Raw genomic sequence first — 20,157 nt, forward strand, 5'->3', positions numbered from 1 at the left:
CCTTGCCCGGTGATTGACTGACGCTTCATTCAACAGCGTCAGGTAATCCCCCCATGATTGACACCCCGGCGGCCCTGGAAAAGGGTCAGCATCATCGTTTTCTGAAAAAAAAACTGCACGCGCGGATACGCCATTTCACCGGCGCCGATATCCATCATTTAAGCCGGGCGAGAACGCCTGGCGGGTTGGCCGAAGGCAGCCTGCCAGCGTGGTTCGCGGCGCTGCCGGTTGATCAGCGCCAAATCGTGCGCGACAGCCAGGCGCGCAGCCGCACCTCCAATGAAACCCTGGCGAAAACCCTCAAGGGATTCAAAAGCGTCGCCGAGTTTGCGCAACCGTTGCTTGAGGCGGCTCTGGAGAAAAAGTTTGGTTTGAAAGTCGATACAACGAAGACCTGGTGGTACAGCGAAATTCTCACCGACGCGCTGGGTACCGATCAGACCCTGTTGCAGTTGGCGCTGCGCAATTTCCGTGAAGGGCAAACCTTTAGTGCGCGCGAGCTGATCGCCGAACAGGGCGAACCGGCGCCCATGGGCCGGGGCAGCGAAGGCCTGTACGGTTGGTACTATCCGAAAAGTGGCCCGTCAAAGTGCTACAAGATCAAAAAACTGCCCATTCCACCGGCCGAGTTTGCTGCGCTGTGCCGTGAACTGGATGTCGGCAAACAGTATCAGGATCATCTGCAAGCGATCTTCGACGGCGAGGACAAACGCACTGCTGTCAAAGCCCAGACGATTACGGCATGGAAGGACAGCCTGCGCGTGCATGCACACCTGGCGCATGCCCAGGCGCGGATCTCACCTTCGGGTTATCTCGCGTTACTGGACGTGCTCAACGGTGAAAAAAACCCACAGCTGGACGGTGAAGCGGTCGCGTTCAGTCAGTTGTATGTACTCGGCTCAGCGGTCAGCGAAATGTTCGTCATCGGCGCCCGCCGACGCAAAGGCAAGAACATCGATTTCAGCTGGAATAACCCCGGTGTGAATCTGTTTGACGTGCTGACCTATAAAGATTCGCGGATCATCGTTTGCATACCCGGTGATCCGGTGGCTCCGGTCAAGGAGTACCCTTCGCTGCGAGCCTTTGAAAAGGATCTGGCGCTGCGTTTGCGTAGTGTGAATTACCAGCGCTGGTTCATGCGCCTGGTGCCCCACGGCGAGGCCGGCAAGTTTCTTGGCAAGATCCAGCCGGCCTTGCAGACGCTGAAGTGGAACGCTGACTTTGCGTACCGGGGGCAGGGCATGGCGGGCAGTCGGGACGGTGCCTACGAACGTGTTTACCATGACGAACCGCAACTGGACATCATTGAGGCCTTCTTCGCGGGCGAGCTGTTCAATGAGCTGTATGACAGGCACGAGAAGCGCCTGAAAACCTCGGCGGAGCAATTGGCAGTGCCCACCGCCAAGGTCGATCATGACGCCTGGTATGAGCGCATGATGCACTACGCCGAGTGGGGCCTGAGCATCCTCAACGTCGCGGCGTTTTTTGTGCCCGGCCTGGGCGAAGTGATGATGGCCGTGATGGCCGTGCAACTGACGATGGATGTGTATCACGGCGTGCAAGCGTGGAGCATCGGTGACACCGACCTGGCATGGCATTATCTGGGCGCGGTGGCCGCCAACGTAGCGTTCATGGCCGTCGCCGGCGCTGCAGCGAGCAAAGCACCGAAAATACTCGCTACGCCGATTGTCGAGGGGCTGGTCAAGGTCCGGTTGCCGTTCGGTGACGAACAACTGTGGCGCCCGGGCCTGACCCCTTACAAGAGCACAACGCGCCTGCCTGCGGGGCTTGCGCCGGATGCGCTGGGCCAATACACGCTGGACGGCAAAAGCTATCTGAAGATTGATGGCGAGGTGTATGAAAAGACCTTCGATCCGCAGGCCAACAGATGGCGAATCAAGCATCCAGATGATCCGCAGGCGTATCACCCGGTGCTTGAGCACAACGGCCAGGGCGCCTGGCGACATGGCTTCGAGCGCCCGCTGGAGTGGGATCGTGCCACGTTGCTACGACGCCTGGGCCCCGCGACGGACGGCTTTGACGTGGCGACGCTGGAGCGCATTGCCGATCTCAGCGGCGTCGACGATGCCGCCTTGCGCGCCATGCACACGGACAACCTGCCGATGCCTTCGACGTTGGCCGACACGCTGCGCCAGTTTCGAATCGACCGCCAGCTTAATGAAATGATTGAACAGATTCGCCTTGGCCAAGCCGTTCCAGACGACCTTTACCCGTATGCCGTGCCAGAGATGGTCAACCTGTCGCGCTGGCCGCAGGGGCGTGTCATTGAAGTGTTTGACCCGGCCAACCCGAGCAGCGCGGTTTCCCGTTATGGTCAGGCCACAACACCGGCCAGGTCGGCCATCAGGGTTTCCCGGTCGCAGGTTTCAGCAGGCCAATTGCCGGAACAGGTGCTTGCAGCGCTGGACGAGCAAGACACCGTCACTCTGCTCGGTTTTGAAGGTGCCAGGGTCCGCGCCCAGCGCACCGCCGTGCTGCGTGAACAACTGGCCAACCATGTGGCAGCCAACAAACGTACGGTGTTCGAGCGCATCAACGCAGCCGACCGCGCGCCTGTCACACAAACACCGGGATTGACGGCGTTACGCGAGGTATTTCCGAAACTCTCGACAGGCGCGGTCGAAGAGATTCTGAAGGCTGCCAGCGCGCGCGAGCGGTTGTTCATCAAACAAAACGATCGCCTGCCGACCAGCCTGCTGCTGAAGGCGCGTGCGCGAATGCGCATCGCGCGGCTGAATCAGGCGCTGGTCGGCCTGCAGCTGGACAACGCAGCCTCGGCCGACAGCCGTCGCCTGGCCCTGCACGCCCTGGAAAAGCTGCCCGGCTGGCCGGATAACCTGCGCCTGGAGGTCCGCCAGCAAGACGTGGCCGGCACGTTGCTCGACAGCATCGGCAGCGAGTCGGCCACACAGGTCAAGTACCTGGTTACCGATGGCTATCAGCACAATCAACCCGGCCAGTTCCAGGCGTTCGATCAGGTGGGCAATCCGCTGAACAGCGTACCTGCTAGAGGTGACAATTTTTACCCCTCGATCATGTCGGCGCTGCCGGATAACGCGCGGCTGCAACTGGGGTTACCGCATGTAGGACAGCAGGCGCAATTGCAGCGCGCACTGGCCAGCCATGCGACAACGCACCGTGAGCAGATGCTCGAGGTGCTGATTCCGCATGCACCCGCCCGGCGCTTCAAGTCACCGCTGAAACTGTCCGACGGACGTACGGGCTATCGCTTGAGCGGACGCGGTGCGGGCGGCAGGCGCAATCATTTGTTGCTGGCACGGGTGCGGGATATCTACCCCAACTTCTCCGATGAAGTGGCTGAAGGCATGGTCAATCAATTATTGCTGGAGGGGCGGAGCACCTCACAGATTTTCCATTTACTCAATGAGCGGGCCCGCGAATATGAGGCGCTACGGGTGCAGCTGGAGCACTGGAGTCAGGCCGACGGTGCGGTGTTTGTGCGCGCTCCGGTCGCGCGAGTCATTCTCGACACCTGGCGCCTGCGGGGGCTGTGTGATGTCGAAGCCACTGTGCGTCTGGACCTGAATGCCGTCGACCGTTTGCCCGAACTGCACGCCAACTTTCCACATGTACGCACACTGGGGCTGAGCATTACCAACGTGGTGGGCCAAAGCAGTGAGGCCTTCGTGCGCCAGTTTCCCAACGTTCGGGCGCTGGAAGTGGCGATCTGGCAGGGCGCCGTGGGCACACTACTGGTCGAATCACTCAGATCACTGACGAGCATTCGCGAGTTACAAGTGATCGGCAGGCTGGACCAGGAATTCAGCGACACAGCTCAAGCCCTGGTGGATGCCATGCCCCAACTGGAGCGCCTCGCGTTGCACGGCATGACAGGCGAACTGGACGTCAGTCGTCTGTCGAATCTGCGCTCATTGAACATCTCCGGAACCCAGCAGAGCTGGCCAAAAGGCGTATTCGGGTTGCCGCATCTGAGGGCGCTGGACCTCAGTTATACGCGGATCACCACACTGCCGGACGAACTGTTTGTGGAGCCTCAGCCGCTCTGGGCCGGGTTGAAGATCAACTGGGCCAGACTCGATCAGGAGCAGTTCGTCAAAGCCTACGACTACCTGCACAACGACCCGGCCCACAGGGTCAATACCGAACAAATGCTTGATGTCTATTGCCGCGGCACACTCAAGGAGGCCATGGATTCGGGCAACGAGATGGCGACGACGGCGTTGCGCCAACTGAAGCGTGAGGGGCTTTCCGGGCAGACGCTGCTGGCGCACGTCAATGGTGTACGCCAGGACGGTAACGTACTGTCCGAGCAGCTCACGGTCTGGCAGCAAACCCCCAAAAGCGTCAACGGCAAACCCGTCGGGCTGCGCGATCGCGAAGTGGCAGCCTCGCGGATACGCGAGTGTTGGCGCAATGGCCTGCACCAGCGCTATGGCGCACAGCAGTCGGCGACGGCTTTTGAACCGCGTCCCGGACCTTCGACTTCGCGGCCCGGCCCGATAACGTTGCTGGCCGATACCGCGACGCTTGAATTGCCTGCTGCCACGCTGGGTGATCTGCCGCAACTGCCGACGCTGTCAACGACCGGCTTCAGCCATGTGCGCACCCTGAAAATGTCGGAAGTGCTGGTTTCACCCGAGGACTTCAGCGCGTTTTTGCGCCATTTTCCTGAGCTCGGCACCCTGGATCTGAGTCGCAATCAACTGCTCGAGATGCCGTCGATTCTGCCTGGCCTCGACCATCTGAATAAGCTCAGCCTGCACCACAACTACCTGTCGATCACCTCAGCTAACCAGACCCGCTTGAACGGTTTGCACGGTCTGGAATATCTGGATTTACGCTACAACCGCATTGAGTCATTGAATGCCACTTCGCTGCGCGGCTTGAAAGTCTTGCGCCTGGGCCATTCGGCGATCGAGAACTGGCCCACGGGGGTGCTGGATTTGCCGAATCTGTTGCAACTGGAGCTGAACAACAGTGCGATCACGACAATCCCCGAGGCCGCACTGACAGCCCGAGAGGGCCTCTGGATTGATTTGAGCGGCTGCCGTCTGAGCGAGAATGCGCGCCAGCGTTTGCTGGAGGCTTCTCGCTCGATCGTGCCAATGGGTATGTCCAGAGCCGACTTGCGCGATGGCATCACCGTGAGCGGTGGCCCGGCTTACTACCCGCCGCTGGTGAGCAAAAATCCCGAGCTGCTACTGGCGTTGCCGGTGATGCAGACGAGCGACCTGTCGCGGATGACGGCGCAAGCTCGACTGCAGCGGCTCGATACCGAATTGGGTGGCGCCGAGGCGATCCAGGCCGTAGACGAACTGACGGGACGCCTGGGTGGCGCCGTTCCCCTGTTCGCGCAACTGACCCGATGGGATGAGCAATTTCAGGCATTGACCCGGAGCCTGAACGAGTGGATTTCGGCGCCGCCATTTCAATTGCGCGAACTGTCCTTTCCCCTCTGGGTGTCCGCCATGGAGCGACGCAAGGCGGCTGACCTGATTCTCGCCTGCTGGCGCCAGAATCTGCGCGGTGCCGTGCCGGTTGAGGGGCTGGACGGTGGCTTTACCCTTGACCTGTTCGACATTCCACTGGGGCGATTGCCGGCCTTGTCAGGTGATTTTGCCCACGTCGGCGTACTGAAACTGAACAGGCTTTTTCTCGCCGAGAACGGCCTTGACGGATTTCTCGATGGCTTTGCAGGCGTGCACACGCTTGAACTCAATGGCAACCAACTCACGATGCTGCCGGAACCGGTGACCGCTTTGCCCGCGTTGCGTCGGCTTTCGGCTTCGCATAATCGCTTGTCCGCGTCGCCAGCGCTTCAGACGCACCTGAGCGCCCTGACTCATCTGCAATCACTTGATCTGTCGCAGAACTGGCTGGAAGAGCTGGATGTGTCGGCGTTGACCGGCCTTGAACGCCTCGTTTTGCACGGCAATCGATTGGTCTACTGGCCGGGCGGGGTGCTGACGCTCCCGGCACTGCGCGCGCTTGATCTGCGCGACAACATGATCGAAACCATTCCCCAGGTGTTGATGAGCGATGCTCATCGCCGGCTGCGCGCAGGCACTAATCTGGCGAACAACGATAACCTGGAAGGCGCCAGCCTGATCATGCTGCGCAACCACATGCAGGACGGTGAAACAATGCTGGGTTGGCCTTCCACTGAAATTGACGAAGTGCTGGAAAGCCTGGTGAGCGATAGCGACTTCGATACTGAAGAGTCTGCCATGAGTGACGAGATGATCGATGTCAGTCATGTGACGGGAACGGCTGCGCGCGAACGCTGGATCGATCCGGCTGCCGATGACGCCGAGGCATTGACGCGGGTCTGGAACGATCTGGAACAGGTGCCGGACAGTGCTGCCTTCTTCAACCTGCTCGATGGTCTGGATGGAACGAGGGATTTCCTTCAGGGACGTACCGAACTCACCCGTCGCGTGCATCGGGTGCTGACAGTTGCCGAACAAAACCCGGAGTTGCGGGAAGTCCTGTTCAACATGGCCAAGTCGCCGCAAACCTGCAAAGACGGACGCATATTGCTGTTCAGCGATATCGAAGTAAAAGTCTTTGAACTGGAAACCGTTCAGGCAACGCCTGAGAGTCAACAGGACAACGTGTTGTTCAAGCTGGGCAGAAATCTGTTTCGTCTGGGCAAGCTTGAAAAGATTGCCGACCGCGACATTCTGCAACGTCAGTCACAGGGTGGCAGGCCTGACCCGGCGGAAGTGCGCCTGGCTTACCGAATCGGCCTGCGCGAGCGTCTTGAGTTGCCAGGGCAACCCACCGACATGATCTACAGCGGCAACGTGACGGCGTTGATGCTGGATGCCGCCTACGCCGAGGTCATTGCCGCGGAACAGAGCGATGCTCTGATCGAGGAGATGGTCGGACGTCAGTACTGGGCCGATCATCTGAGGCGTAAGTATCCGCAGCGATTTCGCGTATTGAAGGAGGCTCAGGCCAAGACACAAGGCGAATTCGAGGACCGTTATCCTGACCTGAACGATGCCTATCTGGCGGAGCTGGGCACGCTGGAAGTCACGTTCAAGACCGAGGAAACCGCATTACTGGTTGAGCTTAGCAAAGTCGAACGATTGCAGTTCACTCAGTAAACGGTGCAGTGACACCTCGGCCGCCGTGAGGCATGCCGAGGTGTTTTTCCGGATCGGCAGTGCTTTGACTCAGTTGTCGTAACCCAGGTTCGGCGCCAGCCAGCGCTCGGTCACACTCAACTCCTGACCTTTGCGCGAGGTGTAGCTCTGCACCTGATCCTTGTCGACTTTGCCCACGGCGAAGTACTGCGCCTGCGGGTGGGCGAAGTACCAGCCGCTGACCGCTGCCGCCGGGAACATCGCGTAATGTTCGGTGAGGAACACGCCGCTGCGCCCGGCGCGCATTTCTTCAGCTTCCGGGTCGAGCAGGGCAAACAGCGCCGCTTTCTCGGTGTGATCCGGGCAGGCCGGGTAGCCTGGGGCAGGGCGGATGCCGCTGTATTGCTCTTTGATCAGCGCGTCGTTGTCGAGCGTTTCGTCCATGGCATAACCCCAGTGTTCTTTACGCACCTGCTGGTGCAGCCACTCGGCGCAAGCCTCGGCCAAACGGTCGGCGAGGGCCTTGACCATGATCGAGTTGTAATCGTCGCCAGCGTCCTGATAAGCCTTGGCGACCTCTTCAGCGCCGATGCCGGCGGTGGTGATGAAGCCACCCACGTAGTCGGTCACTTCGCTGTCTTTGGGCGCAACGAAGTCGGCCAGCGAGAAGTTCGGCTTGCCGTCGGTCTTGATGATCTGCTGACGCAGGTGATGCAGCTTGGCCAATGGCTTGCCGTCATCGCCATACAGTTCGATGTCGTCGTCATGCACCTGATTGGCCGGCCAGAAACCGAACACCGCACGAGCGCTGATCAGCTTCTCGTCGATCAGCTTGGCGAGCATCTCTTGCGCGTCCTTGTACAGCGCGGTGGCGGCTTCACCGACCACTTCGTCTTCGAGGATGCGCGGGAACTTGCCGGCCAGATCCCACGAGATGAAGAACGGCGTCCAGTCGATGTATTCGGCCAGCACCTTGAGGTCGATGTTGTCCAGCACCTTGCTGCCGGTGAAGGTCGGTTTGACCGGCTCATACGTCGCCCAGTCGAACTGCGGCTTCTTGGCGATGGCGGCGGCGTAGCTTAAACGCTCGGTGCGGGCGCTGCGGTTGGCGGTGCGCTCGCGTACTTCGACGTATTCGGCACGGGTTCTTTCGACAAACCCGGCTTTCAGTTCTTTCGACAGCAATTGCGTCGCCACGCCTACAGCGCGGGAGGCATCGGTCACGTAAACCACCGCGTCGTTGCTGTACTTCGGCTCAATCTTCACTGCGGTGTGCGCTTTGGACGTGGTCGCGCCGCCGATCATCAGTGGCAGGTGGAAGTCCTGACGCTGCATCTCGCGCGCCACGTGGACCATTTCATCCAGCGACGGCGTGATCAGGCCGGACAGACCGATGATGTCGCACTTCTGCTCTTTGGCCACTTGCAGGATTTTTTCCGCCGGCACCATCACGCCGAGGTCGACGATGTCGTAGCCGTTACAGCCCAGCACCACGCCGACAATGTTCTTGCCGATGTCGTGCACGTCACCCTTGACCGTAGCCATGAGGATCTTGCCCTTGGCTTCCGGCTTGTCGCCTTTTTCCAGTTCGATGAACGGAATCAGGTGGGCCACGGCCTGTTTCATCACGCGGGCGGATTTCACCACCTGCGGCAGGAACATTTTGCCTGCGCCAAACAAGTCGCCGACGATGTTCATGCCCGACATCAGCGGGCCTTCGATCACTTCGATCGGGCGGGCGAACGACTGGCGCGATTCTTCGGTGTCTTCGACGATGTGGGTGGTGATGCCCTTGACCAGCGCATGTTCCAGACGCTTGTTGACGTCCCAGTTGCGCCACTCTTCGGTCTCGGCTTCCTTGACGCTGCCGTCGCCCTTGTACTTGTCGGCGATGGCGAGGAGGGCGTCGGTGCCTTCCGGCGTGCGGTTGAGGATCACGTCTTCAACGGCGTCGCGCAGCTCCACAGGGATCTGGTCGTAGATCTCCAGTTGCCCCGCGTTGACGATACCCATGGTCAGGCCGGCGCGGATCGCGTACAGCAGGAACACCGAGTGGATCGCCTCACGCACCGGGTTGTTGCCCCGGAACGAGAACGACACGTTGGACACGCCGCCGGACGTCAGCGCATACGGCAGCTCGTCGCGGATGTAGGCGCAGGCATTGATGAAGTCCACCGCGTAGTTGTTGTGTTCTTCGATGCCGGTGGCCACGGCGAAAATGTTCGGGTCGAAGATGATGTCTTCCGGCGGGAAGCCGACTTCGTTGACCAGAATGTCGTAGGAGCGTTTGCAGATTTCTTTCTTGCGCGCTTCGGTGTCGGCCTGGCCAGCTTCGTCGAACGCCATCACCACCACGGCGGCGCCGTAGCGCTTGCACAGCTTGGCATGATGAATGAACTGCTCGACGCCTTCTTTCATGCTGATCGAGTTGACGATGCCTTTGCCCTGAATGCACTTGAGGCCGGCTTCGATCACCTCCCATTTCGAGGAGTCGATCATGATCGGTACGCGGGAGATGTCCGGTTCGCCGGCGATCAGATTGAGGAAGGTCACCATGGCCTTCTTCGAATCCAGCATCCCTTCGTCCATGTTGATGTCGATCACCTGCGCGCCGGCCTCGACCTGCTGCAGGGCAACTTCCAGCGCTTCGGTGTAGTTGTCTTCACGGATCAGGCGGGCGAACTTGGCGGAACCGGTGATGTTGGTGCGCTCGCCGACGTTGACGAACAGCGAGCTGCGATCAATGGTGAACGGCTCCAGACCCGAGAGGCGGCACGCCTTGGGAATGTCCGGAATCTGCCGCGGCGCATAACCGGCCACGGCTTTGGCGATGGCCTCGATGTGCCCCGGCGTGGTGCCGCAGCAGCCGCCGACGATGTTGAGGAAGCCGCTTTGAGCGAACTCTTCGATGACCTTGGCGGTTTGCGACGGCAGTTCGTCGTACTCGCCGAACTCGTTCGGCAGACCAGCGTTCGGGTGCGCGGAAACGTGGGTGCTGGCCTTGTTCGACAGCTCTTCCAGGTACGGACGCAATTCGCTGGCGCCGAGGGCGCAGTTCAGCCCCACCGAGATCGGCTTGGCGTGGGCCACGGAGTTCCAGAACGCTTCGGTGGTCTGGCCCGACAGGGTACGACCGGAGGCGTCGGTGATGGTGCCGGAAATCATGATCGGCAATTCGAGGTGCAGCTCCTCGAACACGCCTTGCACGGCGAAAATCGCGGCTTTGGCGTTGAGGGTGTCGAAGATGGTTTCGATCAGGATCAGGTCGGCGCCGCCCTCGATCAGGCCTTTGGTGGCTTCGGTGTAGTTCTCCACCAGCTCATCAAAGGTGACGTTGCGATAGCCAGGGTTGTTGACGTCAGGCGACAGCGAGCAGGTGCGGCTGGTCGGGCCAAGTACGCCGGCGACAAAGCGTGGCTTGTCCGGGTTCTCGGCGGTCTTGGCATCGGCAATCTTGCGCGCCAGGCGTGCGCCTTCTACGTTTAGCTCGTAGGCCAGTTCTTCCATGCCGTAGTCGGCCATGGAAATACGCGTGGCGTTGAAGGTGTTGGTTTCCAGAATGTCGGCGCCGGCATCCAGGTAGGCTTTCTCGATGCCACCGATCACGTCCGGGCGGGTGATGACCAGCAGGTCGTTGTTGCCCTTGACGTCACTCGGCCAGTCCGCGAAGCGTTTGCCGCGATAATCCTGCTCTTCGAGCTTGTAGCTCTGGATCATGGTGCCCATGCCGCCGTCGAGTATCAGGATGCGCTCTTTGAGAGCTTGCTTGAGAGCTTGAAGGCGGACGCTGCGATCGGACATTTGGACTACTCGGAAAGACCATTACGAAGGAGCGGGATCATAACAAACCTGTGCGCTTTTGGAGCATGTGCAGGTTTTTCATGAATATCGCTCATGTTGGTACGGGCGTCATACTGTAGAATCGCGGCGTTTTTCTTCAGGGTCGGGATCAGGCACATGTCGTACCGCGTCATCAGCATTGTTTTGCTGTTCTTAAGCTGGGGCGCCGTTGCGCAAGAGCCCTTGACCTCGCCTGTGTCATACACCCGCGATATCCAGCCGATCTTCACCGAGAAGTGCGTGGCCTGCCATGCGTGCTACGACTCTGCCTGTCAGCTCAACCTGGGCAGCGGCGAAGGCGCGGCGCGTGGCGCGAGCAAAATGCCGGTCTACGACGGCGAGCGCACGCAGGCGGCGCCAACCACGCGTTTGTTCTATGACGCCTTCGGCAAACGCGCCTGGCAGCAAAAAGGCTTCTATTCGGTGCTCGACGCCCAGGGCAGTCAGGCGGCATTGATGGCGCGCATGCTGGAGCTGGGGCACCAAACCCCGTTGACGCCCAACGCCAAGCTGCCGGAAGACATTGTGCTGGGCCTGAACCGCGAGAACATGTGCGCGATGCCCGCCGAGTTTGAGGGTTACGCCGGTGCGCATCCAAAAGAGGGCATGCCGCTGGCCGTCACAGGGCTGACCGATCAGCAATACCAGACGCTGCAGCGCTGGCTGGCGTCTGGCGCGCCGATTGACGAACAAGGCCTGGCGCCGAGCGCCAAAGAGGCGTTGCAGATCGTCCAGTGGGAAAACCTGCTCAATACCCCCGGCGCACGCCAGAGTCTGGTAGGGCGCTGGTTGTTCGAGCACTGGTACCTCGCGCACCTCTATTTCAAGGACGGCGAGCCAGGACATTACTTTCAGTGGGTGCGCTCGCGCACACCAAGCGGTCAGCCGATCGATCTGATCGCCACGCGTCGCCCCAACGACGATCCGGGCACCCAGGTGTATTACCGCTTGTGGCCGGTGCAAGGGGTGATCGTGCACAAGACCCACATCACTTATCCGCTGAGCGCGGCGAAGATGGCGCGGGTCAAAAGCCTGTTCTACAGCGGCAACTGGCAGGTCAACGCTTTACCGGGTTACGGCCCGCAGAGCCGGGCCAATCCTTTCTCTACGTTCGAGGCGATTCCGGCGCAGGCGCGCTATCAGTTCATGCTCGATAACGCTGAATACTTCGTGCGCACCTTCATTCGTGGCCCAGTGTGCCGTGGTCAGATCGCCACCGACGTGATCCGTGACAACTTCTGGGCGCTGTTCCAGGCGCCGGAACATGACCTCTATATCACTGACCCGAATTATCGCGGCCAGGCCACGCCGTTGCTGGCCATGCCCGGGCAGAACGACGACGTCGGCAGCGTACTGAGCCTGTGGCGCAACTACCGTGACAAACGAAACGAATACGAAGCCTTGCGCCGCGACAGCTACGCCGATTTGCCGGCACCGAGCTGGTCGACCCTGTGGGCCGGCAACGACAACGCGTTGCTGAGCATTTTCCGCCACTTCGACAGCGCCTCGGTGAGCAAAGGCCTGATCGGCGAGGTGCCGCAAACGATGTGGCTGTTCGACTATCCGCTGCTGGAGCGCACTTATTACCAGTTGGCAGTCAACTTCGATGTGTTCGGCAACGTCTCCCATCAGGCGCAAACCCGCCTGTATTTCGACCTGATCCGCAATGGCGCCGAGCAGAACTTCCTGCGCCTGATGCCCGCCGATTCCCGAGAGGATTACCTCAACGATTGGTATCAGAGCAGCGGCCAGTTCAAGATGTGGCTCGATTACGAAGCCATCGACGACGACAAACCGACCGGCCTGAAGCTGGACGAGAAGAATCCGAAATACGATTTCGCCCAGCAGTTGCTCGCGCGCTATGGCGACCTGAATGCGCGACCGGATCCGATCAATCGTTGCAACGGCGCTTATTGTTCGCGACCGAACATCGATCCGGCGCTGCAAAATGCCGAGCAAGCGCTAAGCCGCCTGGCTTCGCGCCCGGCCGCGGGCCTGAAGGTCATCGATCAGTTGCCGGAGGCCACCCTGCTGCGCGTCGAAACCGCCAGCGGCAAACGTGAGGTCTACAGCCTGTTGCGTAACCGCGCCCATAGCAACGTGGCGTTCTTGCTCGGTGAGTCGCTGCGTTATCAGCCGGGGCTCGACACGCTCACGATCTATCCGGGTGTGCTCAGCAGTTATCCGAACTTCATCTTCAACGTTCCTGCCGAACAAGTGCCGGCGTTTGTCGATGCGATGGAAAGTGCCAAGGACGCCAATCGTTTCGAGAAAATCGTCGAACGTTGGGGGATTCGTCGCAGCCATCCGCAATTCTGGATGTATTTCCACGATCTGAGCCAATACATCCACGAGACCGAACCGGTGGAAGAGGGCGTACTGGACATGAACCGCTACGAGAATCTTTGATCGTTTGAGGCTGGCCTGCTGTCACAGCTTCAGGTAACACACAAATCCCCTGTGGGAGCGAGCCTGCTCGCGAAGGCGGAGTGTCAGGCACCGAATCCATTGAATGTGCCATCGCTTTCGCGAGCAAGCCCGCTCCCACAGGGTGAAGTGGTGTTTTTGGGAATGTGGACAGGAGCCATCGATGTTGATCTCAGTACAGGCCCTGCGTGCGCTCGCCGCGTGGACGGTGGTCTGTCACCACTTCATGCAGATTTTTTTCGATTTCCAGGCGCGTGGGCCGGTCGGTCAGATGTTCATCGACAAAGGCGCGGTAGGGGTCGATATCTTCTTCGTCATCAGTGGCCTGGTGATTTTTCTCTCGACCGAAAACAAGACCCTGCGGCCCGGGCAGTTTCTGCTGTATCGGCTGTTTCGTATCGTCCCGGCGTATTGGCTGTATACGTTGCTGATGGCGTTGCTGGTGGTTTACGCGCAGCCGCTACTGCCCGACCAGACAGTGGACTGGGGTCATTTTCTATCGTCGCTGCTGTTCATTCCCACGGAGAATCCCGGCGGGTACGGCATCTATCCGACATTGAATGTCGGCTGGACGCTCAATTACGAAATGCTGTTTTACGTGCTGTTTGCCTGTGCGCTGGTGTTTCGCTGGCAGGTTCGCTTGCTGGTAGCGGCGGCGCTGCTGTTTAGTGCCTGTCAGGCGTTTGGCTGGATTAATGAGTTCTACCGTGCGGACATCGTTTACGAGTTTTTGCTCGGCATCGGCATCGGCGTGCTCTATCGCCGTGGATTGATCGGCGCGGGGTTGGGGTTGCCGTTGCTGGGGATCATCGGCGCATTGCTGGCGATTTATCACCTGGCGCCGGCGCCGAGGCTACTCAATTGGGGCCTGCCAAGTGCGGTGCTGGTCATGGCGTGCATGGCACTGGAGCGTTATGTCGAGCGCAGTCGGGTGCTCAAGCTGTTGGGCGATTGCTCCTATTCGGTCTATCTGATGCATGTCCTGGTGCTGTCGGCCGGTGGTTTCGTGGCGCAGCGCTTCGGGATCAACCCTTATCTGATGTTCGGCGTGTGCGCTTTGGCTATCGGCGTCGGCTCGTGGTTGAGCTACGAATGGGTGGAAAAACGCAGCTACCGTTGGCTCAAGGCGCAGATTTACGACAAACCCGGCGAGAATCTTTCCCGACAAAAATACTAGGACTTTGTCCGGCGCAATGATTGGCGTAAACTCCGCCACAAGCCTGCGAGGAGTTTCCATGACCGCTATTACCATTACCGACGCCGCCCACGATTACCTGGCCGATCTGCTCTCCAAGCAGAACACCCCAGGCATCGGCATCCGCGTCTTCATCACCCAGCCTGGCACCCAGTACGCTGAAACCTGCATTGCCTACTGCAAGCCGGGCGAAGAAAAACCCGAAGACACGGCGTTGGGGCTGAAAAGCTTCACCGCTTATATCGATTCGTTCAGCGAAGCCTTCCTGGATGACGCGGTAGTCGATTACGCCACCGACCGCATGGGCGGCCAGTTGACCATCAAGGCGCCAAACGCCAAAGTGCCGATGGTCAACGCCGATAGCCCGGTCAACGAGCGCATCAATTACTACCTGCAAACTGAAATCAACCCGGGGCTGGCCAGCCACGGCGGTCAGGTCAGCCTGATCGATGTGGTTGAAGACGGCATTGCCGTGTTGCAGTTCGGTGGCGGTTGCCAGGGCTGCGGCCAGGCCGACGTGACCTTGAAGGAAGGCATCGAGCGCACCTTGCTCGAGCGTATTCCTGAGCTCAAGGGCGTTCGCGACGTGACCGACCACACGCAGAAAGAAAACGCCTACTACTAAGGTGTTCGCTGCGGACATGAAAAACGGCGCCCCGTGAGCGCCGTTTTTTTATGGGTGAAATGTGCCGACGCCTTCGCGAGCAAGCCCGCTCCCACATTTGATCGCATTCCAAATGTGGGAGCGGGCTTGCTCGCGAAGAGGCCCTCATGGGCGATACAAATGTGCATGCCCCGCGCGATATAAAGATGACTCGCTAAACACCTCACTCCCCAACACCCGCCCGACCAGAATCAACGCCGTGCGCCGAAACCCTTTGACGTCAACCTTCTCGGCAATGTCCGCCAGCGTCCCCACTACCCAATCCTGATCCGGCCACGTCGCCCGGTGGATCACCGCAATCGGGCAATCGGCGCCGTAATGCGGCAGCAGTTCAGCGATGATCTTCTCCAGATGATTGACCCCCAGATGAATCGCCATGGTCGCGCGATGCTGCGCCAGACTGGCCAACTCTTCACCCGCCGGCATCGCGGTTTTATCGGCGTAGCGAGTCAGAATCACGCTCTGCGACACATCGGGCAGGGTCAGTTCGGCACCCAGTAACGCCGCACACGCCGCTGTCGCCGTCACCCCGGGAATGATTTCGAATGGAATATCCAGCTCGCGCAAATAGCGAATCTGCTCGCCAATGGCGCCGTAAAGACTCGGATCCCCCGAATGCACTCGCGCTATATCCTGGCCCTTGGCATGGGCGGTTTTGATCAGTTCGATGATCTGTTCCAGATGCAGTTCAGCGCTATTAACCACTGTCTCTGCCTGGTGACCGTCCAGCACCGCCGCCGGTACCAGCGAGCCTGCATAGATGATCACCGGGCAACTGCGGATCAGCCGCTGGCCTTTGACGGTGATCAATTCCGGGTCGCCGGGGCCTGCGCCGATGAAGTAAACGGTCATCGTTGAATCCTTTGGAAAAGAGGTGCAGCCATGCTTCAGATGAAGATCGCTCATGATCGATGGCGGGGATTATCGGGATTTTACGCAGCGCCGGCCAATGCCAGCGTTGCCTGAGCGTATTTTTGCCGGGAAATCAGCAGTTTTGCCGGTGCCTGAATCAACTGTTCAGCGAGCGCCAGTGCGGCACTTTCGGCGACGCCGTAGCAACCGGTGCGTTCGTAGGCGATCTGCGAATGGTGACTGAGCTGCTGTTGATAGCTGGCCAATTGTTCGCTGCTGAAATACAGCAACGGCAGGGCCAATTGTGCGGCGAGTTCTTGCAAACCTGGCTCATCGCGTTTCAAGTCGATGCTGGCCAAGGCCTTGACCGCTTCGAGCTCAATGCGATGGGCCTGCAAGGCTTGATCGAGTAACGCGCGTAATGTGCTGGCGGGGCAGCCGCGCTGGCAGCCCAGGCCGACCACGAAGGTCGGCGCTGCGCTGTCATCGGTCATAGGTGGTATTGACCTTCGCTTTTGCGGCGGAACAACCAGGCACTGATCAGGCCCAGGGCCAGCCAGAACGCCACGTTGGTCAACTGCGAAGCGATTTTGAACTGTGCCTCAAGCGCTTCTGGCGCCAGCATCGAATGCACTTCCGGCTGAGGTGCACCGATGACGTGCGGCACAGCGAGGATCGCCACACCGAGGATCTTCATCAGCCAATGGCGGCTGAACGCGATCAACGCCAGGCCGACGGCGGTGGACGCGGCTGTGCTGATCCACCAGAGCTGCCGTGAAGCCAGATCCGCCGCAGCAGTGCCCGGCAATTCCGGCGGCAAGCCCAAGGTCGGTGCCAGCACGAAAGTGGCGTAGCCGGCCAGGCCCCAGAGCAGACCTTGCGAAGTTTTGGTCGGCGCGCGCAGGGTGTAGAGACCGGCGAGCATCAGGGCAAAACCGACGGCCACCACCAGATTGCCGCCCGTGGTCGAGACCACACGCTGCCAGCCATCTTCCGGTTCCCAGGCTTCGGCGTCGTGGGTGTGGGCAGCCGTGCCAGCTGCATGTTCGTGTACTTCAGCCGCAGGTTCGGACTTTTCATAGGTTTCGGCCTGCAGAATCAGCGGCGAAACCCAGAAGCTTTGCAGCAGGGTGAGGAGCAGGGCGGCCAGCAGACCGCTGAAACCTGCTGTTTGCGCAATACGCTTGATCATGTCGGCAGGTCTCAGTGGCACGGGAACGCGGCGCTGTGGCGGGTATCGTGAGCGGCGTTGTGCACCGCTTCGATGTGCGAGAAACCGGCGAAATAGACGAGGCTGGCGCCCAGGATCGACGCGAAAATGGCGGCGGTCAGGCGTTGGCTCAGGGTGGTGGTGCTGGAGATCTTGTCGGTGTTGCTGGCGGTGCTGCTGATGATCGACATGGCGCTTCCCTCTGGAGTGTCAGCGGGGTCATAGAGCGCATGAAAACCCCTGCGGGTCGGGCTCGCAGAGGTTCGAACAGCGCCCGCCCACCGCGGGTTTGTTATGTTCAGCGACGCATGACTGCGGGCTGTGTGTTGCGGGCCGGTCTCCGGGCTCACGAGGGGTTGGCGTCAGGCCGACCTGCAAGCGTCACCTTCCCATGCCGTTGGGGCACAGTGGTTTTGACGCTTCGCTCGCTTACCGTTGCGGGGGCAGCACCGGACTGACATGGGCTTGAGTAAAGCACATGATTCACCGGTTTCCCGTTTCACCCTGTGAAGGGCACCCGTAACAAGTTGCGTAGGAGAGCATGAGGGGGGGATTTGAGTCAATTGGAGGGGGCATATCCGTTGCTGCGGTAACGGCGGCTTAGGGTTTCGCCCTTACGGCCATCCCTTTCAAGGTCTTAGGTAAAATCCCCTGATACTTCAGCCAGGAGGACCCGAACGATGTGGGCCGATGTTCTAGCGCGTTTCGAGAAAAAAGCACCTGCCAGTGTCATGGCCAAATTGGCGCTGGAGCAGGCCATTGCGCCTGAGTGGATTGATCAGGTCTTCGAAGAGCATCGGCAACGGCAGTATTCTCGTGAGCTACTGTTCTCGACCATCATCAAGCTGATGTCCCTTGTTTCATTGGGCTTGAAGCCATCCCTGCACGCCGCCGCGCGGCAACTGGAAGATCTTCCTGTCAGTTTGGCTGCCCTCTACGACAAGATCAGTCGTACTGAACCTGCGCTGTTACGCGCTCTGGTCACAGGTTGTGCGCAACGTCTGACTCCGACCATCAAGGAGCTGGGCTGCACCAAAACGTTGCCGGAGTGGTGGACGGCAATCATTTGGCTTCCACTGAGAAACGTCTGGGCGCTCTACGCCATGAGCGAGGCGCCGCTCGTCCTGGCTTTTCGGTGGTTGTTTACGACCCCGATCTCGATCAGGTCATCGACCTTCAGGCGTGTGAGGATGCCTACGCAAGCGAGCGTGTTTGCGTGCTGCCTCTACTGGCCAATGCCGAGCCAGGCCAAGTGTGGCTGGCTGATCGACTCTATTGCACGCTCCCGGTCATGGAGGCTTGTGAGCAGGTCCAGACGTCCTTTGTCATTCGTCAGCAAGCCAAGCATCCACGCCTGATTCAAGAGGGTGAGTGGCAAGAACCCGTGCCTGTGGAAACAGGCACTGTGCGTGAGCAGATCATCCAGGTCAGAGGCGGTTACCAATGTCGGCGTGTCGAACTGACGCTTCATTCGCCAACAGACTCGGGTGACAGCAGCTTGATGTTCTGGAGCAATCTACCCCAGAGCGTCAGCGCGCAGCAGATCGCGCAACTCTATCGCCGTCGCTGGAGTATTGAAGGTATGTTTGTAGTGGTCTAATGAAACCGGACACCCATTTAGGCGAGAATGCTCGCCAGATAGAGGTGTCTGATGACCAAACAACGTCGTTCTTTTTCCGCTGAATTCAAACGCGAGGCCGCAGGCCTCGTGCTCGATCAAGGCTATAGCCATATCGAAGCCAGCCGCTCGCTTGGTGTGGTTGAGTCCGCGTTGCGCCGCTGGGTTAATCAGCTTCAGCAGGAGCGCACTGGCGTTACTCCGCAGAGTAAAGCGCTGACGCCAGAGCAACAGAAAATCCAGGAATTGGAAGCTCGAATCGCTCGACTTGAGCGGGAGAAATCCATTTTAAAAAAGGCTACCGCGCTCTTGATGTCGGAAGAGCACGAGCGCACGCGCTGATTGATCAACTGAGCCCCCAAGAGCCGGTTGATTGGCTTTGCGCAGTCTTTGACGTCACTCGTTCGTGTTACTACGCCCATCGTCTCAGGCGCCGAACTCCAGACGTTGAGCGGCTTCGGTTGCGCAGCCGGGTTAACGAACTGTTTACGCAAAGTCGAAGCGCCGCCGGTAGCCGCAGCATCGTGTCGATGATGCAGGAAGACGGCGAGCAAATTGGGCGGTTCAAGGTGCGAGGCCTGATGCGGGAACTGGAGTTGGTCAGTAAACAACCTGGATCACATGCCTACAAACAAGCGACGGTTGAGCGGCCTGACATTCCGAACATATTGAATCGAGAGTTTGATGTGCCGGCGCCGAATCAGGTCTGGTGTGGCGACATCACCTACATCTGGGCTCAAGGGAAATGGCATTACCTGGCTGTCGTTATGGATCTTTACGCGCGCCGAGTGGTGGGCTGGGCGCTGTCGAACAAGCCGGATGCGGATCTGGTCATCAAGGCGTTGGACATGGCTTACGAACAGCGTGGCAGGCCTCAAGGGCTTCTGTTTCACTCGGATCAGGGCTCGCAATATGGCAGTCGCCAGTTTCGCCAACGGCTCTGGCGTTACCGCATGCGCCAAAGCATGAGCCGTCGTGGAAACTGCTGGGATAACGCGCCGATGGAGCGTGTGTTTCGCAGCTTGAAAACTGAATGGATACCGACCGTGGGCTACATGACAGCTCAAGAAGCGCACCGCGACATCAGTCATTACCTGATGCATCGGTACAACTGGATTAGACCGCACCAATTCAACAACGGACTGGCCCCAGCTCAGGCCGAGAAAAAACTTAACGTCGTGTCCGGGATTAGTTGACCACTACAAGTTAAGCAATAAAGCTGTGTGCCTTCGTGGTTGAATATAAGATAAGCGCCTG

Annotated in this window: 10 protein-coding genes, 1 pseudogene and 1 riboswitch; of the genes and pseudogenes, 6 read left to right on the plus strand and 5 right to left on the minus strand. The window is 59.6% G+C overall.

Annotation, left to right across the window (positions count from 1 at the left end; genetic code table 11):
- Positions 1-53: 53 nt before the first annotated feature.
- Positions 54-7,115 carry an NEL-type E3 ubiquitin ligase domain-containing protein gene (locus tag ATI02_RS08265; protein ID WP_100845999.1) on the plus strand — a complete coding sequence of 2,354 codons (7,062 nt, stop codon included), beginning with the start codon at positions 54-56 and terminating at the stop codon, positions 7,113-7,115.
- A gap of 69 nt (positions 7,116-7,184) precedes the next feature.
- On the opposite strand, the gene metH is transcribed toward ATI02_RS08265, so the two are convergent.
- Positions 7,185-10,895: a methionine synthase gene (gene metH / locus ATI02_RS08270; RefSeq protein WP_100846000.1), complete on the minus strand. Its 3,711-nt coding sequence runs from the start codon at positions 10,893-10,895 to the stop codon at positions 7,185-7,187.
- A 156-nt stretch (positions 10,896-11,051) separates the two neighbouring features.
- Between metH and ATI02_RS08275 the strand changes: the two genes are divergently transcribed.
- The 3 genes from ATI02_RS08275 (at position 11,052) to nfuA (ending at position 15,181) form a co-directional block, all read left to right on the plus strand.
- Positions 11,052-13,343, plus strand: coding sequence for a fatty acid cis/trans isomerase (locus tag ATI02_RS08275; RefSeq protein WP_100846001.1), 2,292 nt, complete (start codon positions 11,052-11,054; stop codon positions 13,341-13,343).
- Between the two features lie 181 nt (positions 13,344-13,524).
- Positions 13,525-14,538, plus strand: a complete 1,014-nt coding sequence (locus ATI02_RS08280) for an acyltransferase family protein (RefSeq protein WP_100846002.1) — start codon at positions 13,525-13,527, stop codon at positions 14,536-14,538.
- A gap of 58 nt (positions 14,539-14,596) precedes the next feature.
- Positions 14,597-15,181, plus strand: a complete 585-nt coding sequence (nfuA, locus tag ATI02_RS08285; RefSeq protein WP_003225494.1) for a Fe-S biogenesis protein NfuA — start codon at positions 14,597-14,599, stop codon at positions 15,179-15,181.
- Between the two features lie 144 nt (positions 15,182-15,325).
- On the opposite strand, the gene cobM is transcribed toward nfuA, so the two are convergent.
- The 4 genes from cobM to ATI02_RS08305 form a co-directional block, all read right to left on the minus strand.
- Entirely contained in the window at positions 15,326-16,072 is a 747-nt protein-coding gene (cobM, locus tag ATI02_RS08290) for a precorrin-4 C(11)-methyltransferase (protein ID WP_100846003.1), read from the minus strand.
- Between the two features lie 80 nt (positions 16,073-16,152).
- Positions 16,153-16,566 carry a cobalamin biosynthesis protein gene (locus tag ATI02_RS08295; RefSeq protein WP_095189794.1) on the minus strand — a complete coding sequence of 138 codons (414 nt, stop codon included), beginning with the start codon at positions 16,564-16,566 and terminating at the stop codon, positions 16,153-16,155.
- Positions 16,563-17,264, minus strand: a complete 702-nt coding sequence (locus tag ATI02_RS08300; protein WP_100846004.1) for a CbtA family protein — start codon at positions 17,262-17,264, stop codon at positions 16,563-16,565. Before ATI02_RS08300 ends, ATI02_RS08295 begins: the two co-directional genes overlap by 4 nt.
- Before the next feature lie 11 nt (positions 17,265-17,275).
- The gene (locus ATI02_RS08305; protein WP_095189796.1) at positions 17,276-17,473 is read right to left on the minus strand and encodes a CbtB domain-containing protein; all 198 of its coding nucleotides are present in this window, start codon (positions 17,471-17,473) and stop codon (positions 17,276-17,278) included.
- Positions 17,474-17,596: 123 nt separating this feature from the next.
- Positions 17,597-17,818, minus strand: a riboswitch (cobalamin riboswitch).
- A gap of 195 nt (positions 17,819-18,013) precedes the next feature.
- Between ATI02_RS08305 and ATI02_RS08310 the strand changes: the two are divergent.
- Together ATI02_RS08310 and ATI02_RS08315 are read left to right on the plus strand one after the other, a co-directional pair.
- A pseudogene (locus tag ATI02_RS08310) lies at positions 18,014-18,870 on the plus strand (IS4 family transposase); the annotation flags it as partial.
- 63 nt (positions 18,871-18,933) lie between these two features.
- Positions 18,934-20,096 (plus strand): IS3 family transposase gene (locus tag ATI02_RS08315; RefSeq protein ID WP_095191983.1). Its coding sequence is split into 2 segments (ribosomal slippage): positions 18,934-19,189 and positions 19,189-20,096, totalling 1,164 coding nucleotides; the frame shifts between segments, so codons are not numbered across the junction.
- Positions 20,097-20,157: the final 61 nt, after the last annotated feature.

Source organism: Pseudomonas baetica (assembly GCF_002813455.1).
Classification (GTDB): Bacteria; Pseudomonadota; Gammaproteobacteria; order Pseudomonadales; family Pseudomonadaceae; genus Aquipseudomonas; species Aquipseudomonas baetica.

Coding starts and splice junctions, on each gene's coding strand:
- ATI02_RS08265 (WP_100845999.1), top strand. CDS start 54: ATGATTGACACCCCGGCGGCCCTGGAAAAGGGTCAGCATCATCGTTTT.
- metH (WP_100846000.1), bottom strand. CDS start 10,895: ATGTCCGATCGCAGCGTCCGCCTTCAAGCTCTCAAGCAAGCTCTCAAA.
- ATI02_RS08275 (WP_100846001.1), top strand. CDS start 11,052: ATGTCGTACCGCGTCATCAGCATTGTTTTGCTGTTCTTAAGCTGGGGC.
- ATI02_RS08280 (WP_100846002.1), top strand. CDS start 13,525: ATGTTGATCTCAGTACAGGCCCTGCGTGCGCTCGCCGCGTGGACGGTG.
- nfuA (WP_003225494.1), top strand. CDS start 14,597: ATGACCGCTATTACCATTACCGACGCCGCCCACGATTACCTGGCCGAT.
- cobM (WP_100846003.1), bottom strand. CDS start 16,072: ATGACCGTTTACTTCATCGGCGCAGGCCCCGGCGACCCGGAATTGATC.
- ATI02_RS08295 (WP_095189794.1), bottom strand. CDS start 16,566: ATGACCGATGACAGCGCAGCGCCGACCTTCGTGGTCGGCCTGGGCTGC.
- ATI02_RS08300 (WP_100846004.1), bottom strand. CDS start 17,264: ATGATCAAGCGTATTGCGCAAACAGCAGGTTTCAGCGGTCTGCTGGCC.
- ATI02_RS08305 (WP_095189796.1), bottom strand. CDS start 17,473: ATGTCGATCATCAGCAGCACCGCCAGCAACACCGACAAGATCTCCAGC.